This window comes from Flavobacterium lacus (assembly GCF_003268815.1).
GTDB classification, from domain to species: domain Bacteria; phylum Bacteroidota; class Bacteroidia; order Flavobacteriales; family Flavobacteriaceae; genus Flavobacterium; species Flavobacterium lacus.
Genome location: NZ_QLSV01000016.1, coordinates 1 through 17,565, shown reverse-complemented (window position 1 = coordinate 17,565; position 17,565 = coordinate 1). Strand labels below are relative to the sequence as shown.

Annotated in this window: 16 protein-coding genes; all 16 read right to left on the bottom strand. The window is 30.0% G+C overall.

Translation table 11 applies throughout. From position 1 onward, the window contains the following. Window positions 1-128 precede the first annotated feature (128 nt). Window positions 129-1,265 carry a glycosyltransferase gene (locus B0I10_RS13830; RefSeq protein WP_112087106.1) on the bottom strand — a complete coding sequence of 379 codons (1,137 nt, stop codon included), beginning with the start codon at window positions 1,263-1,265 and terminating at the stop codon, window positions 129-131. Further along, entirely contained in the window at window positions 1,262-2,359 is a 1,098-nt protein-coding gene (locus B0I10_RS13825; RefSeq protein WP_112087105.1) for a glycosyltransferase family 4 protein, read from the bottom strand. The genes B0I10_RS13830 and B0I10_RS13825 overlap by 4 nt, the downstream gene beginning before the upstream one ends. A gap of 5 nt (window positions 2,360-2,364) precedes the next feature. Beyond that, window positions 2,365-3,168: an FkbM family methyltransferase gene (locus B0I10_RS13820; RefSeq protein ID WP_112087104.1), complete on the bottom strand. Its 804-nt coding sequence runs from the start codon at window positions 3,166-3,168 to the stop codon at window positions 2,365-2,367. Further along, on the bottom strand, window positions 3,165-4,508 hold the full coding sequence (locus tag B0I10_RS13815) for a glycosyltransferase family 2 protein (RefSeq protein WP_112087103.1): 1,344 nt from the start codon (window positions 4,506-4,508) through the stop codon (window positions 3,165-3,167). The genes B0I10_RS13820 and B0I10_RS13815 overlap by 4 nt, the downstream gene beginning before the upstream one ends. A gap of 540 nt (window positions 4,509-5,048) precedes the next feature. Continuing rightward, window positions 5,049-6,233, bottom strand: a complete 1,185-nt coding sequence (locus B0I10_RS13800) for a glycosyltransferase (RefSeq protein WP_112087100.1) — start codon at window positions 6,231-6,233, stop codon at window positions 5,049-5,051. Beyond that, window positions 6,214-7,395: a glycosyltransferase family 4 protein gene (locus B0I10_RS13795; protein ID WP_112087099.1), complete on the bottom strand. Its 1,182-nt coding sequence runs from the start codon at window positions 7,393-7,395 to the stop codon at window positions 6,214-6,216. The genes B0I10_RS13800 and B0I10_RS13795 overlap by 20 nt, the downstream gene beginning before the upstream one ends. Next, window positions 7,382-8,767, bottom strand: coding sequence for an asparagine synthase-related protein (locus tag B0I10_RS13790; RefSeq protein ID WP_112087098.1), 1,386 nt, complete (start codon window positions 8,765-8,767; stop codon window positions 7,382-7,384). The genes B0I10_RS13795 and B0I10_RS13790 overlap by 14 nt, the downstream gene beginning before the upstream one ends. After that, on the bottom strand, window positions 8,767-9,783 hold the full coding sequence (locus B0I10_RS13785) for a glycosyltransferase (RefSeq protein ID WP_181456960.1): 1,017 nt from the start codon (window positions 9,781-9,783) through the stop codon (window positions 8,767-8,769). Before B0I10_RS13785 ends, B0I10_RS13790 begins: the two co-directional genes overlap by 1 nt. Before the next feature lie 47 nt (window positions 9,784-9,830). Continuing rightward, on the bottom strand, window positions 9,831-10,784 hold the full coding sequence (locus B0I10_RS13780; RefSeq protein WP_112087096.1) for a glycosyltransferase family 2 protein: 954 nt from the start codon (window positions 10,782-10,784) through the stop codon (window positions 9,831-9,833). Window positions 10,785-10,871: 87 nt separating this feature from the next. Continuing rightward, window positions 10,872-11,705 carry a glycosyltransferase family 2 protein gene (locus B0I10_RS13775; RefSeq protein ID WP_112087095.1) on the bottom strand — a complete coding sequence of 278 codons (834 nt, stop codon included), beginning with the start codon at window positions 11,703-11,705 and terminating at the stop codon, window positions 10,872-10,874. A 6-nt stretch (window positions 11,706-11,711) separates the two neighbouring features. Then, window positions 11,712-12,962, bottom strand: a complete 1,251-nt coding sequence (locus B0I10_RS13770) for a glycosyltransferase (protein ID WP_112087094.1) — start codon at window positions 12,960-12,962, stop codon at window positions 11,712-11,714. 181 nt (window positions 12,963-13,143) lie between these two features. Then, window positions 13,144-14,109 (bottom strand): glycosyltransferase family 2 protein, encoded by a 966-nt coding sequence (locus B0I10_RS13765; protein ID WP_112087093.1) that lies wholly within the window; start codon window positions 14,107-14,109, stop codon window positions 13,144-13,146. Between the two features lie 31 nt (window positions 14,110-14,140). After that, complete coding sequence (locus tag B0I10_RS13760) at window positions 14,141-14,863, bottom strand: hypothetical protein (protein ID WP_112087092.1); 723 nt, start codon at window positions 14,861-14,863, stop codon at window positions 14,141-14,143. After that, window positions 14,860-16,122: an ABC transporter ATP-binding protein gene (locus tag B0I10_RS13755; RefSeq protein ID WP_112087091.1), complete on the bottom strand. Its 1,263-nt coding sequence runs from the start codon at window positions 16,120-16,122 to the stop codon at window positions 14,860-14,862. The genes B0I10_RS13760 and B0I10_RS13755 overlap by 4 nt, the downstream gene beginning before the upstream one ends. 176 nt (window positions 16,123-16,298) lie before the next feature. After that, window positions 16,299-17,165, bottom strand: a complete 867-nt coding sequence (locus B0I10_RS13750; RefSeq protein ID WP_112087090.1) for an ABC transporter permease — start codon at window positions 17,163-17,165, stop codon at window positions 16,299-16,301. A gap of 190 nt (window positions 17,166-17,355) precedes the next feature. Beyond that, a partial coding sequence (locus B0I10_RS13745; protein ID WP_146740366.1) for a T9SS type A sorting domain-containing protein occupies window positions 17,356-17,565 on the bottom strand: 210 nt, incomplete at its 5' end.

Here is a 17,565-nt window from a genome sequence, read left to right as displayed (position 1 = left end):
AAATCATCAAAGAGACCAACATGAAATAAGCATTATTTCTTACTACATAAAAGAAATTTGCTTTTGGAGGCAACGTATTTATTGTACTTTCCTTGTTGGATATAATACTCATTATTAATTCATTGAATTTACCTATTGTCTAAGTAGAATTTTAGTTTTTTAACGTAGTTGCCAAAGGTAAATAATTTTGCCAATTTGACTATCTCCATTGATTTTTTTTGAAGGGTATTTTGATCCGATTTCATCGCATTGATTAAAACTGTCTCATATCCTGGTCCAGTTTTACTTACCATCCATAAAAATCCATTTTCATCATTGATGTAGTGTGAAATACTGCCCACATCCGAAACAATTGGAATCACTCCATAACATGCCGCTTCAGCTACTACTTTTGGGAAACCTTCTGCATAACTTGGTAACAAAAAAAAGTGAGATTTTTTCATTTGTTCATGAACAAACTGTTTATTTTGTGCTCCATGAAAAAATATTTTATTTTTTAAAAAGTCTGATTCTTTAATATATTTTTGCAAGTTGTTACCTTCCCCAATAATATGAATTTCATTGATATCTTCAATTGGTAGGTTTCTAAGTGAATTAATAATTCTGGAAACTCCTTTTACTTCGTCTAGTCTTCCAACGAAACAAAAATTATATGGCTTAACAAAAATTTTTTGGTCAGCAATACTTTTTCCCTGTTCAATATCGTCATCCATCAAACAAGGATTCTCAAAAGATTTGCAATGTGATGGCTGATTTTTCCAAAAACCGTTAATCGTTACTGTACACTTAGACCAATTCCTTTTTAACCAATATCGCTGAATTCTATTAGATAATGGTGGGTTTAATTGCCCCCAATCTCCGGCATATTTTACCCAAAAAAGAAATCGTCTGGGTATTAAATAAGAAAATAAAGGCAGTAGAAATAACCCCATTGAAGTTGGCACTCGTAATTGAACTTCTGTTGCATTAGGTAGATTTTTCAATATTGTAAAAATAATTATTGGGATTTTTACAAAAATTAAAAGCTTATCAATAATTTTTTTTCCTCCATACGCAGGAATGGGAACATATTTTATATTCTCTTTTAAGTAAGGTAGGGAACTATTTGCGGCAGGAGATTTATAAAAACAGGCAATATGAACTACCTCGTCCCAATAATCAGCTATAAAATTAACTTCATTCACTGTTGCACCCCAACCAACAATTTTACCATTTGAAAAATAGTGTCTAGTGTGTGAAATGATAACTAATTTTTTAAACTTCATGATTCTAATACTGTTAGATATTTTTTTACAATAAAACTCCAATTAAAATTAGTAGCCCACTCTTTGGAGTTTAAGCTAAAAGCCTGATAGTTAGTTACTATTTCAGTCAAAGCTTGCTCAATTTCTTCTGAACTATTGGGATTAACCAAAATACCACTATAACCCGATTTTATAGCCTCGTTAATACCCGATCCGAGTGACCCAATAGCAGGAATACCTAGAGAATTTGCTTCTAATATTGCAATTCCAAACCCTTCGACTTCACCTTTATCTATGGTGTTACTTAACATTATAAATATAGTAGAAGCATTCAATAGTTTAAATTTTTCTTCATCAGACACAAGACCGTGAAAAGTTAGATGTTGGCTAATATTCAATTTTTGAGCTAAAAGAGATAAATCATCTTTTTCAGAGGGCACCCCTACTATGTGATAGTGTATATCAGGAAAAGAATTTACAACTCTTGGAATAGCTTTTATAAAATTAATTTGTCCTTTTCTTTTGGAAACATTTCCCACAGTAATTACTGACGGGTTACCTCTAATAGCATTAATTTTATTATTATACTGATTGACCTCAAAACCGTTATGTATAACTTGAATTTTTAAATTTTTGTTATTTTTTAATGCTAAATCTTTTGTGAATTGAGAAACAGCAATTATTTCATCCATTTTACTTAAACTCCAATAAGTCAGTTTTTTAGACATGAAACCGCCAAAGTTAACCTCCGATCCGTGAATAATGGCAATATATTTTTTATTACCATAAAAAAGTTTTGCGACACCAGCACACCACAACGAAAACTTTCCAGAGGCTAAAACAATTTCACTGTTTTTGATGTTTTTAATTACATTTATAAATCTGGAAAAATAGGTAATTAATACAATTTTGTATCTTTTAATCCGAACTACATCAAATGATTGATTGTTGTCAAAAACACATTCATCAATTGGATTATTAGTTCTGTGATTTGTAATCACTTTTATCAAGTACTTATTAATTTGTAAATACTTTGATAATAGGAATGCATGATTTCCTATTCCTCCCGGTAAAGGTGGAAATTCGGAGGTTATAATTAGAATTTTTTTATTCAACTTTTTTAGTTTCTCTTAACACAAAAAATATTATTTGGTATTCCCTCAAATTTTGATAAATTTAGGTCAAATAGATCGTAATCGTATTGTTTTAGAAAATCTATTATTTCATGATTACCATTTGACTCCACGACCAATATGGGCAAATATTTTGCAATTGTATTTTTCATTCCTTTAAGAACGTTAAGTTCATAACCGTCAACGTCAATTTTAACAAAATCCGGCTTAATTTGATTGGAAAGAAAATAATCATCTAAAAATATTTGATCAATTTCTATCTTTTCAACAACTTCAATTCCTGTATCAAGAATATTACTAGTTTGCCCCATTAGGTTTAAACTTATTCTATTTCTTAAATCTCCAACCGCAACATTTTCTAAATGGATATTCTTAATGTTATTTTTTATAATACTTTTTTTAAAAGCTTCAACTAACTGTGGATGTGGCTCAAAAGAAAAAACAATTGAATCCTTTGATAAATTTGTACTTAATGCTAAACTTATGAAGCCATAATTAGCTCCAACATCAATAATTGTGGGTGTTGAAATTGAAAATTTATCAAATAAAAAAAGAGCATTTTTCAATAAAGTATTTTCAATTCCTTTATTTTTAGCTTTAACGACTACTTTAGGAGATGCAAAAAAATGAAAGCCTCCTTTACCCCACTTAACAAAAAGAGAGATAACAACATCTTTGTTATTTGGTCTTAAAACTGTATTTCTTAATTTTTTGAGTAACCTACTTCTACCAAGAAAAAGAATTGTTTTCTTTGGTAAAATGGAATATAGAAAGATTATTAATTTGTTCATTTTATATTTTTTGGTGTGAGAAAATCATGTTCAAGTTTGCTACTGGCTAAATTCCATGATTTATAAATTTGATAACAAATTAAAGGAAAAACAAATGGAATTAAAAAAAAACTAATTACTTTCAAATTTTTGTTCTTTTTCAATTTATAAGGAACTAAAGATGGAATAATCGTTTTTAATAAATAAAGTCTTGATAAATCTTTCCCAAAATATTTTCTCGAAAGATACAAAACACTCGGCACAGGTCTTGGTCCAAAAAGTTTTTTAGGTCGCCATCCATCCCAACTTCCCATTTGTCTTAATCCGCCTTCACTTACTTTCAAATGAATGCGTTTTGCTTTATAGTTTGATATATTTTTATAACCATTTAAATAACAACGCAATCCATATTCACCATCGCCCATACGTTGTTTTTCAAACTGTAAATCAAAAAAACCGATTTTATAGAATATTTCTTTTTTTAGCAAAACATTTCCAGTGTCTAATTGGGCACTCCACTTAAAGTAACTATAATCGCTTGGAACTTCTGCCCCAACAACACTTAATGAAACACCGGAAGATAAATCGGCGTTAAAATAATCCAAACATTTCAAATGTTCTTCTATCCAATTATCATCAACTAAAGAATCATCATCATACAACAAAATTAATTCCCCTTTTGCAGACTTAATCGCTTCATTTCTGGCTTTCCAGAGTGCTTTTTCTTTTTGGAACCAATACTTTAAATCAAAATTCCATCCGCCATAAAATTCTTCTTTAAAATCATCAGTTTGATCTACAACGATAACCTCAAAGTTCCTGTAGGTTTGTTTTTCTAAATCTAAAAAAACATCTTTCAAATACTGATAACGATTTAATGTAGGAATGACTACAGATACCAACGGATTTGAGTTAATTAACTGACTTTTAAAATCGTTGTAATCAGAATATTCATAAACTTGCTTTGAATAATCTTGTCGCTTAACCGTTTTATGTTTTAAAAAACCTAAGACTTCTTTTATCGGGTTGTGAAATGTAATAATTCTAATAATCAAAGTGTAAACTACCCAAGCTTTATGGAAATTTTTTCTCAAAAATAAATACTCATCCTCTAACGGTAATTTTACTGACGTCCATATATTTAAACCCGGTTTGTAGTTTTTATTTATAAAACCCGATTGAAATGCAGTCCATGCCAAATCTCTTTTTTGGCTTTCCTCTGAAACATACCGCAAGTCCTTTTGTAAAACGAATTGATTTTCTTCTAACTGCTTTTCTGTAGGAAAATAACCAAAATCTGAGGATGGTTTTAAATTATAATACCAAATTGGTATTTGATATTTTATAAAATTAAAAATCATTTGGTGTTGTTTCTATCGTGTCCCTTTATCAAAAAAGTTGCGAATTGTTCTGAACAAATTTTTCTGTCTTTTTGATTCACATGAATGTAGTCATAAAATAAATCACTAGAATTAAAACGTAAGGAATGATTTAAAACCTTATTATTCGGAGGATATGTGACATTTATATTTGACATTGGTGATTGATATAACAGTAATTCAATTTGATTATCAGTGCAAAAATCGATTATTTTGAATAAATATGGATTATTTAAAGCAAAAATTTTATTTTTAAAATTTTCATCAACTGACTGATATCAGAAAGTAAAATAAACCTGTTGGGTGTTATTATTTAATTCATTCGTAGTATGGAAATCTTTGCCTCGAATTTGGGAGAATAGGAAACGCCAATACCAACAACCATATAAATAGTCATTAGCAACTAAAAGCAGTCCATTTTGCCATGCTAATTTTTGCTTTTGCAACAACACATATAACACAAAAACCAACGACAGAAGTACAAAAAATTCGATAGAATTAAATAGCATAGTTAGTTACTGATTAATCGGTGTAAAATAATTTAAATTCTATTTCTTGTTTGGTTAAGTTAAATTCACTTTTCACTCTTTCCATTGCATTTTCTCTTATTTTTGATTTTTCTGTATCATTTAAATCAATTGTTTCTATCATTTTTTGAGCCAGTAAAGTTGGATTTCTTTTGGGAACAACCCAACCAGTTTCATTGTGCAAAACATTTTCACTTAAACCATCGGCGTCACTCACGATGCAAAGCAAACCCATTGCTTGAGCTTCTAAAACCGCATTGCAAAAACCTTCCTGAATGCTATATTGAATATAAAAATCGCTTTTTTCAAGAAGATTTTTTACTTCATTATGCGGAATTTTCCCAGCAAACGTAACATTTGCTTCAAGGTTTAATTGATGCACTGCAAACATCAGTTTTTCTTTTTCAACCCCATCACCAACTATTGTAAAATGAAAAGGAATTTCTTGTTTTTTCAAAATTGCAAACGCTTCCAATGTATATTCTAATCCTTTTTTCCAGTGAAGACGACCAACAGTTACAAATTGAAAGACTGAATTTGGTTCCTGAGCACTTGCTTCGGGTTGAAAAAAATCAATATTAATGGCTGGTGTGATGATGTGAATAGTATCACTCGAAATTCGATAGTCTATCAACGTATTTTTCATTTCATTTGATAAAACATGGTATTTTACTTTTTTGGAAAACAACAAATTATAACACGTAGGAAACTTTGCAGGATAAATATACAAATCAAATCCTCTAAAACTAACCGCCATTTTTGCTCCAATAGCTTCGGCTACATTCTCACTTTGCAAAGCCATTGTCCCGAAACCAAAATGCAACCAAGTTAATTTGTGTGATAAAAAATGACTATTAATTAAACAATTTTTAATTGAATTTTTACAACTTAAACCATCTTCTCGATTGAGTTTAAAAAGTTTTATGGTTGATTTTATATTTTTAAGACAATTGATTATGGCGAATAAAATATCAAAAATCAAACCAAATCGCTTTGAAAAATTGGGAGCAAAACTAGTTTCACAGGTTGGATGAACATTTCTATATTTACTGTTTGAAAATAAAATAACCTCAAAACCATTCTCTTGAAGCCCTTTTATTTTTGAATTAAAAAAGGTTTCTGAGTAGTTAGGAATATTTGGCAAAACCAAACCGATACGACTAGCTGTTTTTAAACTCATAAGAATGTTTATAAAGAGTTAGTATACCGTGAATCATATTTTTTTCATAATGTTGTTTTTCAATCTGATCCCTAGCTGACAACAGCATTTTTGAACTTTCAGATTCAGAAAGTTGGGAGGCATCAAGAATTGCTTGAGCCATATCTTTTGAATTTCTTACCGGAACCAAAAAGCCGTTTTCATTGTGTTTTATTACTTCTTTCATTCCGCCACAATCGGATGAAACCACCACTGTTCCGATTGCCATAGCCTCTAAAACAACGTTGGCAATACCTTCTTCTAAACTTGGTAAAAGCAACATATTTGCCTTTTTCATTTTTTCAATTACATCATTAAATCCCAATTTAGGGACAAAAAAAACCTCCTTAAGCAAGTCTAATTGCTTTCGTTGAAAAAGTAATTCTTCATCTTCGTCTACTCCAACTATAGTGTAGGTAAATTTAACATTTCTGTCTTTTAAAATCCGCATGCAATCCAATGCATATCGATATCCCTTTTTCCAATGGTTTCTGCCAACAGAAAGTATCTGAAGATGTTCAACTGATTTTTTTGTCAAATTAAATGACATTTTTTTTGTATTTAAGCCACTATATACAACCTTAGATTTTTCTAGAGTAGAATTATATTTTGTTGCTTCTTGCATAATCGCTTTTGAAACACCATGAAAGCCATCAACCAGCGGAAAATATCTTTTGTAAATCTCAGCATATTTTGGTTCGCAAATGGGAGTGTAATTGATATGAGCTCCACGAAGGCTTACAATTAATTTGATATCAAACTCTCTAACCCAAACCCAATCTTCAATCCCTTTAATCCATTGTAAATGAAACACATCCGGCCTATTATATAGGATAGGATAATATCGAATTTTAGAAATATTATTGTATTTTGAATTCAATTCCATCCAATTTTTTAATTTTTTCTTTTCTTTATTTTGAAATAACGAAAGTAATACTGAATAATAGAGTAAAATGAAAGTTTTACTTATTTTACCTGAGTAGCCTATAATTTTTACATGATTCGATTTGTAAGAAACCTTTCGAGTAAGTTTGCCTACAAGGATTAGCTTATTTCCCTTTTCAGCCAACCCATTTATCAATCGATCGATAAAGGTTGGCGGTGGGATTTCTCCGCAGTAAATGGCTATTTTAAACTTTCTCATGATTATGTAAATGCATAAAAAGCGAAAGCGTTAATAAAGTACTTATTGGATGGGAATATTTTAATGATTCTTTACCTTTAAAATTATCAACCATTTCCAGTGTAAGTTTTGGATCGATAAAATTCTGAAAATCTTTATTTTGAAACAACCAATACTTTAAATTTCGTTCATTATCATCTCCCAAAAATTGATTTTCATAGTTATTGACTACTTTATTTTTGGTGATAAATTCTCTATCGATTTTTTTGAATAAACGGTAAGGTAAATTAAACGGAAATTTATTGAAATGATAATTATATAGGTTAAATGGCCGGTGATCTTGCCAAGCAATTTTTGCTAAAACAGGATTTCTCATTTTTAGATAAGCAATTTGAATTTGTCGTCCGGCTAAATATTTTTCGGGTACAGAACAAATAAATTCACACATACGATTATCGTAATAAGGCAACGTTATGGGCTTGACTGATTCAAAAAAAGATAAATTTATACTTGTCCATCGTGGTGCCCAATATAAGCTTTTGAAGGCTCTAATTTGTGCATTGGCACTTTCAGGAATATATATTTCTTTCAGTAAGTTACAGATTCTTTCTTTCAAATAAGTTTCAAAATCACCTTCAATTCCCCACGATTCCCAGAGTTTTTTTCCTAAAATTAATCCGCCTTTTTTTAGCACTTTTTTAGCCATTAAATCGACTTGTTCATCAAACGGAAGAAGATCATCTACTTTCATGTCATCAAAAAGCACATCACCCCAATGACCTAAACAAAAAATATCGCCCATTGCCGATAATTTGTCTAAAACAGCAGCTTGACGCGGATGAGTAAATTCTGTATAACATTGGTTTATTCGAGCAATTTTTTCAATATCTTTCCATAAATAACCTTTTGGTATGATCCATTTTTCAAAAGGAAATTGGCAAACTCGAGCTATTTTTTCAGCAAAATACGTTTCGTTTAATCCGTTTTCGAATTCGTAACTATAACTTCTTACGTCTTTTTTTAAATGATAAAGAGCCGCAGCTTGCGTTCTGCTGTCCAGTCCGCCGGATAGCGGAAGAATAACTTTTTTATCGCCAACTTGTTCATTAACTATCGTTTCAAAAAGTGTTGCAAATTCTTTTACTACTTGTTCAAAAGGTCTTTCAATAGGCGAATAATGCCATTTGAAATAATTCTTTTCTACAAGAATTGTTTCTTTATCTAAGGTATATTGAAATCCGGGTTTTAGAACTCTTTGTTCCTTAAAATAAGTATCTTGATCTAGAAAAAAACCGGTCGCTGCAAAAACACAAATTGCTTTGTAGTCAATTGACTTCGTTTCGCCTACAAATGTTTGCTTAGAGGGAATTATTTCGGTTTTAACCTGAGTCATTATTTTTTTACTATTTTTAAATAGAGTTCTTCGTGTTTCTGAATAAACATTTTAAGTGAAAAATTATCTTCACAATGTTTTCTCAATTTTTGACCAATTCCAACCCTCTCTTGGGTTGACATTTTGTAAAAGTAAATAATTTTTTCTGCAAGTTGATGGTAATTACCTTGTTCAAAAAGCAATTTATTAAAATCCTCTAAAACAAATCTAATTCCCGGAATATTAGAACCTAAGACAGGTAAACTCATACTCATTGCTTCTAAAAGTGCTACAGGTAAACCTTCTTTTTGACTTGAAATTATATATAAATCTGAATTATTTTGAAAAGGACGAACATCAGTATGTTTTCCTAGAAATTTTACTTGTTTTTCTAGCCCTAATTCAGCTACTGTTTTTTTTAAGTATTCTGGATAGTCCCCGCAATCAGAACCAATGATATTCAATTTAATTTGAGGGGTATTTAGTAAGTGAATTGCTTTTATAATATCTTCAATTGCTTTTACTGGAACTAAATTGGCGACTGTGATAATGTTAAAATTTTCTTTTTGAATAATTGATTTTATTGATTCCTTTCTAAAATAATCTGTATCTACTCCAAAGGGTATAATCGATTTATTTCTTTTATTTGGCAGGAAATGATTCATCTCATGATTTGTTATAATTACATGGTTTGAAAAAAAACTTCTAATTTTCCAATGTAAATTGCCCCATGACATTGATTTTTTGGTATAAATGAACTTTGCTTTTCCTAAACGAGACGCAACCACTTCGCTCCAATCGCTACTCCAATGCCATGAGTGAACAATATTAAATTTATTTTCTTTGATAAAGTTTTTAAAAGGTTTTATTCTTGAAAGAAAAGTAAAATAGGGTTTGATTGGAACTGTTATTTCAAGAAAATAAATTGGAAGATTAAGTGATTTAATTTCGGTAAAAAAAATTCCTTTGGAGTTACGACAGGCTATAGAAACATCAAATTTTTCTTTATCTAAGTTTTTGGCTAGGTCATAAACCACTTTTCCGCTTCCGGCAGTATCAAAATTGGGAATGGTAAAAAGAATTTTTACTTTATTCTGAGCCATATTCTATAAAATGGGTTGTATTTTATATTTGGAACTATTTTATTTAAAAATAAACTAAATTTATTAAATAGAATAACATTTAATTCTAATTTTTCCAAACGAGAATCATTAGTTAATTCCGAAAGAGAATAACCAGAAGAATGTAATCTAAATAGGTCTCCGTTTAGTTGTCTTTTCAAAATATTCATCGCTTTAGAATTATCATTTACAATGTCATCTGAAAATAAGTTTTTACGTAAATTAAAATAAGATAATACTATCCCATCTTTTTCTTTATTTCGTTTAGAAATGGTTGAAGCTGCATGTCTTAGATAAAAATTATAAACTTTATCATAGTAATATCCTTTTGAATAAAGCCCTAATCTTATGTATAAAAAAGCATCTTGACCTGTTTTAGAAGTATGAAAACCACCTAAAAAGTTTATCACTTCTCGCTTTGCTAATATGGCTCCTGGCCCTTGAAGAAAAAAGAAATTTGACAACCAAATTAAACCTGCCTTTGGAGGATCAATCATTCCTACCTCCAAGCCTTCCAATGGCTGCATCAAAGTCCGACCATCTGTGTACGTCCTTTGGGTTCGACAAAGTACATAATCCACATCAAATTCTTCCATAATTCGAACATCTTCCTTCAATTTTTGAGGGTGTATATGATCATCACAATCTATAAAAGTAATGTATTTTCCTATTGCATTTTTAATTCCGTTATTTCTAGCATAACCAGATCCTTGATTCGATTCGTAAAGAATCTTATAATCTAATTTTGTTTTTGACAATTCTGTTTGTAAAATTTGTACGGAATCATCAGAAGAATTATTATCAACAAAAATAATTTCAAAATCTTGAAAAGTAAATTCTACCAATTTCTTGATGAATGATGGCAAGAAAGTAGCGCCATTATATACCGGAGATATTATACTTATTTTCTTCATCATACATTTAGCACACTCATTCAAGGCTATTTTTTTAATTATAAAAGGATGATAAACTCATATTCTTTTATACTTTGGCATTCTTTGTTATTATATATAGAGTCGAGTTTTTGTAATTTTCAAGATTTTAAATATCATCTGAAAATTGTAAAATGGCATCTCTAGTTTTATAATCTTCTTGATTCTTTGATTTATTAAATATAACTTAAATCCTATCAACTTTTTATTCCCATAATATTTGTAAATTATGTAACCTACATTTTTTATGAATTCTAAAGAAACATTATTTATATTTCTTCTACCCCCACTTAGTGCTCCTATATGTAATAGTTTAGCTTTTGGATTAAAATAGATTTTGTGTCCACTATTAACCAATCTGACGGCTAATTCTCTATCTTCACCAGCACCATTTGGGTCAAAAAACAAATCATACTTTCCAATTGAACAGAATAAATCTTTAGTTATTGCAGTACAACCTGCTGGAGTGTAATAACAGGAATCTATTTCTTTTTTAGGAGCAAGAGTTAACTTAAAAAACCAATACGAATTTAATTGTTCTTTATTAACAACTGTCCCGTCGATATTACAAATAGATCCAGAACAGACTTTTGATTTTTTTTCAACTATTGATTTTGTAATTTCATATACAAAATTACTGTCTATTCTGGCATCATCATCCAAAAAAATCAAAATTTCTCCTTTAGCGAATGAAACTGCGTCGTTTCTACTGCAACATGGCCCTTTCCCTTTATGTTGAAAATGAGTGAATTTGTATGGATAACTATTTTCGATTTTTTCAAAAATAACACTTTGATCAGACACTATCACTTCATTTACACTAAGTGTTTGAATAGAAAGGTCTTTTAACATATCTAAAACATAATCCCTTCGATTAAGCGTAGGTATAATTACAGAAATATTCATATGTTTTTAATTCAATAAATCATAAACCTTAATCAATTTATTCCCCAATAGGCTAATCTCAAATTCGTTTTTAACCCAATCATGTCCTTTTTCCCCCATTTTTATACGTTTTTCAGGGTTTTGGTATAAAAATAGTATTTTTTCTACAAACACCTCCATATTATTTTCTTCTATTAAAAAACCGGTTGTGCCATTCAGCATACCGTATTTAACCCCTCCAACATTTCCCACTAGTAGTGGTAACTTAAAAAATTGTGCTTCCTGAATAACTAAACCTTGTGCTTCTGAACGTTTAGAATGAGGTTCTTGAATACCTGGAAGTAAAAAAACATCTGATCCTGCCATAATCTTAAAAACTTGTTCTTGAGATAAGGCTCCATATAAAATAACATTTTCTTCTAGGTGCAATTCTTTTACTAATCTACGTAATTCTCCCATCATTTCTCCATTACCTATAAGATGAAAAAGTATGTCTGCTGTACCTCTATCAACCAATTTTTTTACAATTTTAATTGCTAAATCCGGTCCTTTCCATTGAATTAAACGACCACAAAATACAATATTGAATTTTGGACTTATTTTTACTGTTGATAAAAATTGATTTAAATAGGATGTTTTAAATCCTTCCGGCAACAAATAACATTTGTCTAAATCACCTTTAACTTGAAATAATATCTCTTGAAGATAGATAGAATTTACTATAAAAGCATCAAAAAAAAAGAATAAATCCTTGTAAACATTTTGGTATATATTAATTTTAGATGGTGTTAAATCTGAGCCGTGAAAGGATACTATTGCTTTTCTAGCTGAACAAACTCCAATTCTCATGGCTTCTGCTACTTTACGACCATTAAATCCAAAATGGCAATGCACTAAATCAAAATGGGTGTTCAATAAAAACACAGGTAAATCATAAAACACTTTTGCTTTAGCACGATTTTCCTTCCATTTTAATGGATTCAATAATTTGAAAAGTTTAGAATAAGTTATTTGAGTTCGATATTTAAAAAAAAACGTTATTATTCCTTTTAAAAAGTGCCAATTTGTCTTTTCGTTTTTAAAATGAGTAATTGTCAAATCCGCTAAATTGTAATCGTAGTATAATTGATGAGCAAAACTATTTTTATTATGATTGTAACTAAATATGGTAATACTATGCCCCTTATCTATCAAATCTGTAATTTGATTGAGTATAAAAGTTTCTGATACAGAGGGAAACTCTGTTACAACTACCAGTATTTTATATTTTTTTAACATTTTTGAGTTGTTACTAATAACTACTACCTTTTTTAATATCCATCTTTAATTGATTTTATACTTAAACGTTATTTAAAATGAGAGTTATAGTTAGAGATAACTGTTCTTGTATACTTTTAAAAATAAATCCAATATTAATTAGATAAAAAATGGCATGATTAAGGCGATAAAAAGTTTCAAGTTAATTGAATTTAAATTTCAACCATCTATTTCTAAAAAAATAGGGCGTTTTTTTTGACAAACCCATAAGTCTTCCAATTAAAATCATTTCAAAAGCTTTAATTCCATTATGACGAATTAGTAAAGGAAAAAAATCTCTAATTATAGCATTAGTCAGTTCTTTATGTTGATTTTGGTTAGCGGCAAAAAACAATTTAATAAGTTTACGGTATAAATAGTAAAATAAATCGTTTGATTTAATTTGCTCACTTCTTTTAAAATTTTGAAATAAATAATAAAATAGTGATTCTTTAAACCCTCTGTTATAAATAGAATTTTTAGCTGATTTCGCGTCTTCATGTTGTCTGTAAAGAAATCCAAACTCAGGAATTATTTTGTAATCGGATGAATTACATCCAAAAAATAATCGAGTAAAAAGTTCAGTTTCTTGACCTCTTTGCATTTTTGGTTTAAACAATTCTTTACCAACTAGGAAACTTTTTCTAAATAAAACAGAAGGTGTCAGAATTTTTATTTTCCACATTGTAAAATCTACGTACAAATTATCTGTAGGCTCCATTTTTACAATTGTTTTTGAATTATTCTTAGAATCCCAAAAAAAACCAGAAGATATAACAAATTGAATTTCAGGCAAAAAAGCAATGATTTTTTTTTCTAAAAAATCATCTAACATAATATCATCACTATCAAACCAATTGATAAATTCACCTGCACTTATTTCAAACCCGTAGTTTCTGCAAGAATTAGCTCCTTTTAATAGAGACGATGGTCTTTTATGGTATTGAAAACGTTCATCTTTTTCACAAAATTCATTAACCACAGTTTCGGTTTCATCATTGCTTCCATCATCAACTACAATACATTCCCAATTGGAATAAGTTTGCGACCAAATACTTTCTAATGTTTCACCAATTAAATAGGCTCGGTTATAAGTTGGAATAATTATGGAAACTAAAGGTTGATGCATTTATCTTCACATTTTTAAATAAGAAATAAAATTAAACAGAAGTTAGAAAGCGATACTTTGGAGTTGTAAGCAACCAAACTTTTTTTACTCCAACAAAATGTTTAATATGTACTTTAATTTGTTTTTCCGCAAATAAAGTCACTAGTGATTGAGCGGTTTCTTTTTCTCCTACTCGATCATAATCATCAATAATAATTATAAAATCGTCTGTTGGCGTCAATCGCTCTGCCAATGGCAAAATATCGTATCTTGAAAAATGTGAACTACCAAAAGGGCCATCGACCAAATAAAAATCAAATTTACCTGACACAATTTCAGTTAATCCTTCATAACAGTTTACTTCATGTCCATTAACATCCTTTTTAACTAATGGACAAATAGAAACATTAGAAAAATCACTCAATGTAAATCGCTTTTTAAAGGCTTTATCCCAATCAGAACTTTGTTCAATAATATGATGTATTCCAGTTTTTAAATCATGTTCTAAACAAGATGAAATAAACTTGGACGACTCGCCTAATCCAAATTCCAAAATACGTTGCGGCTTGGCATCAGACATAATCCTATTTAACAAATAGAAAAATGAATAACCTCCGGCCCATCTTCCAATATTTAAAGATAAATTTTGTAAATGAGATTTATCTCTGATACTGTCATGAAAGACATTTGCCCAAATTAATTCTTCATTTTGCCTAATAATATGTCTTTGATTTTCCTTATTTTCTTTAATTAAGGCAATTATCTTTTTTATCATAGATAGTTTACGTTATAATCCAACAATGTTTTACTCTGCTCGGCTGGTGTTTTTTTACCGGAACCATAATAATCTCCTTCTGTCACTTCAAAAGAAAAAGCATTTTGGATCCAATCGCTAACCTCATTATTAACACTTATGTGCGTTGTTACATAGTATAATCCGTGATTCAAATTTAATTTAGGAATCATAAATTGTACTCTTTGACTCGTATTAAAGGATTGTTTTGGCAAAACGCTATCACTCATCCATGCAATTCGCTGTCCCATGTGATCATCAATACGTAAATCAAAACGCATTTGATTGCTGGTAATTCCCTTAGGATTACTTAATGCAAATTCAATATGAAATGGCTGTCCAGTTTGTGGTAATATACCTATTGAATTTCCAAATACTTCCACATCAATTATCTTAATAATACCACTTCCCTTTCTTTCTTTTATCTCTTTAATTGCCGTATGAACTGTACTTTCCTTTAAATAAAATTGAATTGCATCATCAACTCCTCCATCAAATGTTATCATACCATTCTTGATTACAACCGCCCTAGTACATAAACTCTTAACGGCTGCCATATTGTGACTCACGAACAAAACCGTTCTACCCTCCCCTTTTGAAATATCCTGCATTTTACCAATCGCCTTCTTTTGGAACTCCGCATCACCAACGGCCAAAACCTCATCTACAACTAATATTTCAGGTTCTAAGTGGGCTGCTACAGCAAAAGCTAAACGCACAGTCATTCCGCTACTATATCTTTTTACGGGGGTGTCTATGTATCTTTCACAACCAGAAAAATCAATAATTTCTTCTAATTTAGTATCTATTTCCTTTTTAGTCATTCCTAGTATGGCACCGTTTAAATAAATATTCTCACGCCCAGTCATTTCTGGATGAAAACCAGTTCCTACTTCCAGTAAGGAGGCAATTCTTCCCCGTGTTTTTATAGTACCTGTTGAAGGTGCAGTAACTCGAGATAATATTTTTAACAACGTTGACTTACCTGCTCCATTTTTTCCTATAATTCCTAAAACCTCTCCTTGCTTTACTTCAAAACTGATATCTTGCAATGCCAAAACATACTGACTATTTCCTTTTACACTGCGATCATTCGCTTCACCGATCTTTAAATATGGGTCTTCTTTACCACGTACAGTATGCCACCAACGATTTAAATCGTGAGACAAAGTGCCAGTACCAATCTTACCTAGTCGATATTGCTTAGAAATATTTTGTACTTTAAGTATGGTTGTACTCATGAATCATCTTAATGGGTTAAAAATAATGTTAATTTTCTAATGATAAAAATTTATTTATATGAAGTTTGTTATATGTGTTTTTTTGACAGAAATATTTATAATTCTTTGTTTAATCTTTATATTGGTTTAGAACTTTAATTCTTTCAAAACTCTTGTTAATATTGACATTTCAAAAATTAAATTACATCAATAAAACTCTTCTCAGTTCTGTTGAAAACCAATACACCTGCAAGAAGCACAATCAATCCAATACCTAAGGAATACAAAAGATAAGCCAAATTAATTGAACCTGAACCTAGAAATGCATATTTAAAAAAATCTAAAATCCCTGTCAATGGATTCAAATAAACCAATATATGGTATTTTGGATTAATCTTTTCTAAAACCAATGTTGTTGGATAAACAATTGGAGTAACATACATGAATAGTGAGATTCCAAAGGTGACTACAAAATTCAAATCTCTGTATTTAACTGTTAGAGAAGAAATTAACATGCCAATTCCCATAGCTAATATAGCTGTCATGAATAGTAAAACTGGTGTTATTAGTACTAATAAAGATGGGTTTATATCATAACCTTGATAGATATAGTATATCAAAACAACAATAAAAAAAACAAACTGAATACAAAATTTGACTAAATTGGAAACAACAACCTTGAGTGGCATAATAATTCTAGGGAAATATACTTTACCAAAAATATTTTGATTGGCAGTGAAGGTTTCGGAGACAGCTTTTAGACAATCTGAGAAATAAAACCATAAAATATTACCCGCGAGCACAAATAAAAAATAAGGTACCCCATCAGATGGTATGTCGGCAATTTTACTGAAAATTATAAATTGAATCACAGAAGTAAGTAAAGGCTGTATAATAAACCAAATTGGACCCAAAACTGTTTGTTTATAAAAAGTAACAATGTCTCTTTTTACAAATAACATTAAAAGATCTCTGTAATGCCACAACTCTTTAAAATTGATTTCAAAAGCTGATTTTTTTGGAGAAATTTCAAATAACCACTCTTCGCTTTTCAATTTATTCATCTTCACAAAAAATTTTTCAAATGTATCGTTTTTTTATGAGTTTATTTATTCTAAACAGTTTGTTTATAGATAAATTATTAACTAGATGTTTTTATTAGAAATAATTAAACAAAAAAACCTCCGATTTTATCGGAGGTTTCTCTTTTGTTAACTCAGTACCTTAGAACCTCAGTCCCTCAGCACCTTTGTTCTATTGTTTCACCACTCGCACGGTTCTCGTTTCATTACCTTGTGTTACAATCACGTTGTAAACACCCGATGGATAACGGTCTCCAAACTGGTAGTTGGTTACATCTGCTGCTTTCACTTCTTTCACTTCCAATAATCTTCCGGCCATGTCATACACGGTCAAGCTTACTGGTTCTGTGTTGGAAGTTTTCACATCAATAGCAAAACTGTT

Excerpts from the sequence above, each read along its gene's own strand:
- B0I10_RS13830 (WP_112087106.1), bottom strand. The coding sequence starts at position 1,265 with ATGAAGTTTAAAAAATTAGTTATCATTTCACACACTAGACACTATTTT.
- B0I10_RS13820 (WP_112087104.1), bottom strand. The coding sequence starts at position 3,168 with ATGAACAAATTAATAATCTTTCTATATTCCATTTTACCAAAGAAAACA.
- B0I10_RS13815 (WP_112087103.1), bottom strand. The coding sequence starts at position 4,508 with ATGATTTTTAATTTTATAAAATATCAAATACCAATTTGGTATTATAAT.
- B0I10_RS13800 (WP_112087100.1), bottom strand. The coding sequence starts at position 6,233 with ATGAGTTTAAAAACAGCTAGTCGTATCGGTTTGGTTTTGCCAAATATT.
- B0I10_RS13795 (WP_112087099.1), bottom strand. The coding sequence starts at position 7,395 with ATGAGAAAGTTTAAAATAGCCATTTACTGCGGAGAAATCCCACCGCCA.
- B0I10_RS13790 (WP_112087098.1), bottom strand. The coding sequence starts at position 8,767 with ATGACTCAGGTTAAAACCGAAATAATTCCCTCTAAGCAAACATTTGTA.
- B0I10_RS13780 (WP_112087096.1), bottom strand. The coding sequence starts at position 10,784 with ATGATGAAGAAAATAAGTATAATATCTCCGGTATATAATGGCGCTACT.
- B0I10_RS13775 (WP_112087095.1), bottom strand. The coding sequence starts at position 11,705 with ATGAATATTTCTGTAATTATACCTACGCTTAATCGAAGGGATTATGTT.
- B0I10_RS13770 (WP_112087094.1), bottom strand. The coding sequence starts at position 12,962 with ATGTTAAAAAAATATAAAATACTGGTAGTTGTAACAGAGTTTCCCTCT.
- B0I10_RS13765 (WP_112087093.1), bottom strand. The coding sequence starts at position 14,109 with ATGCATCAACCTTTAGTTTCCATAATTATTCCAACTTATAACCGAGCC.
- B0I10_RS13760 (WP_112087092.1), bottom strand. The coding sequence starts at position 14,863 with ATGATAAAAAAGATAATTGCCTTAATTAAAGAAAATAAGGAAAATCAA.
- B0I10_RS13755 (WP_112087091.1), bottom strand. The coding sequence starts at position 16,122 with ATGAGTACAACCATACTTAAAGTACAAAATATTTCTAAGCAATATCGA.
- B0I10_RS13750 (WP_112087090.1), bottom strand. The coding sequence starts at position 17,165 with ATGAATAAATTGAAAAGCGAAGAGTGGTTATTTGAAATTTCTCCAAAA.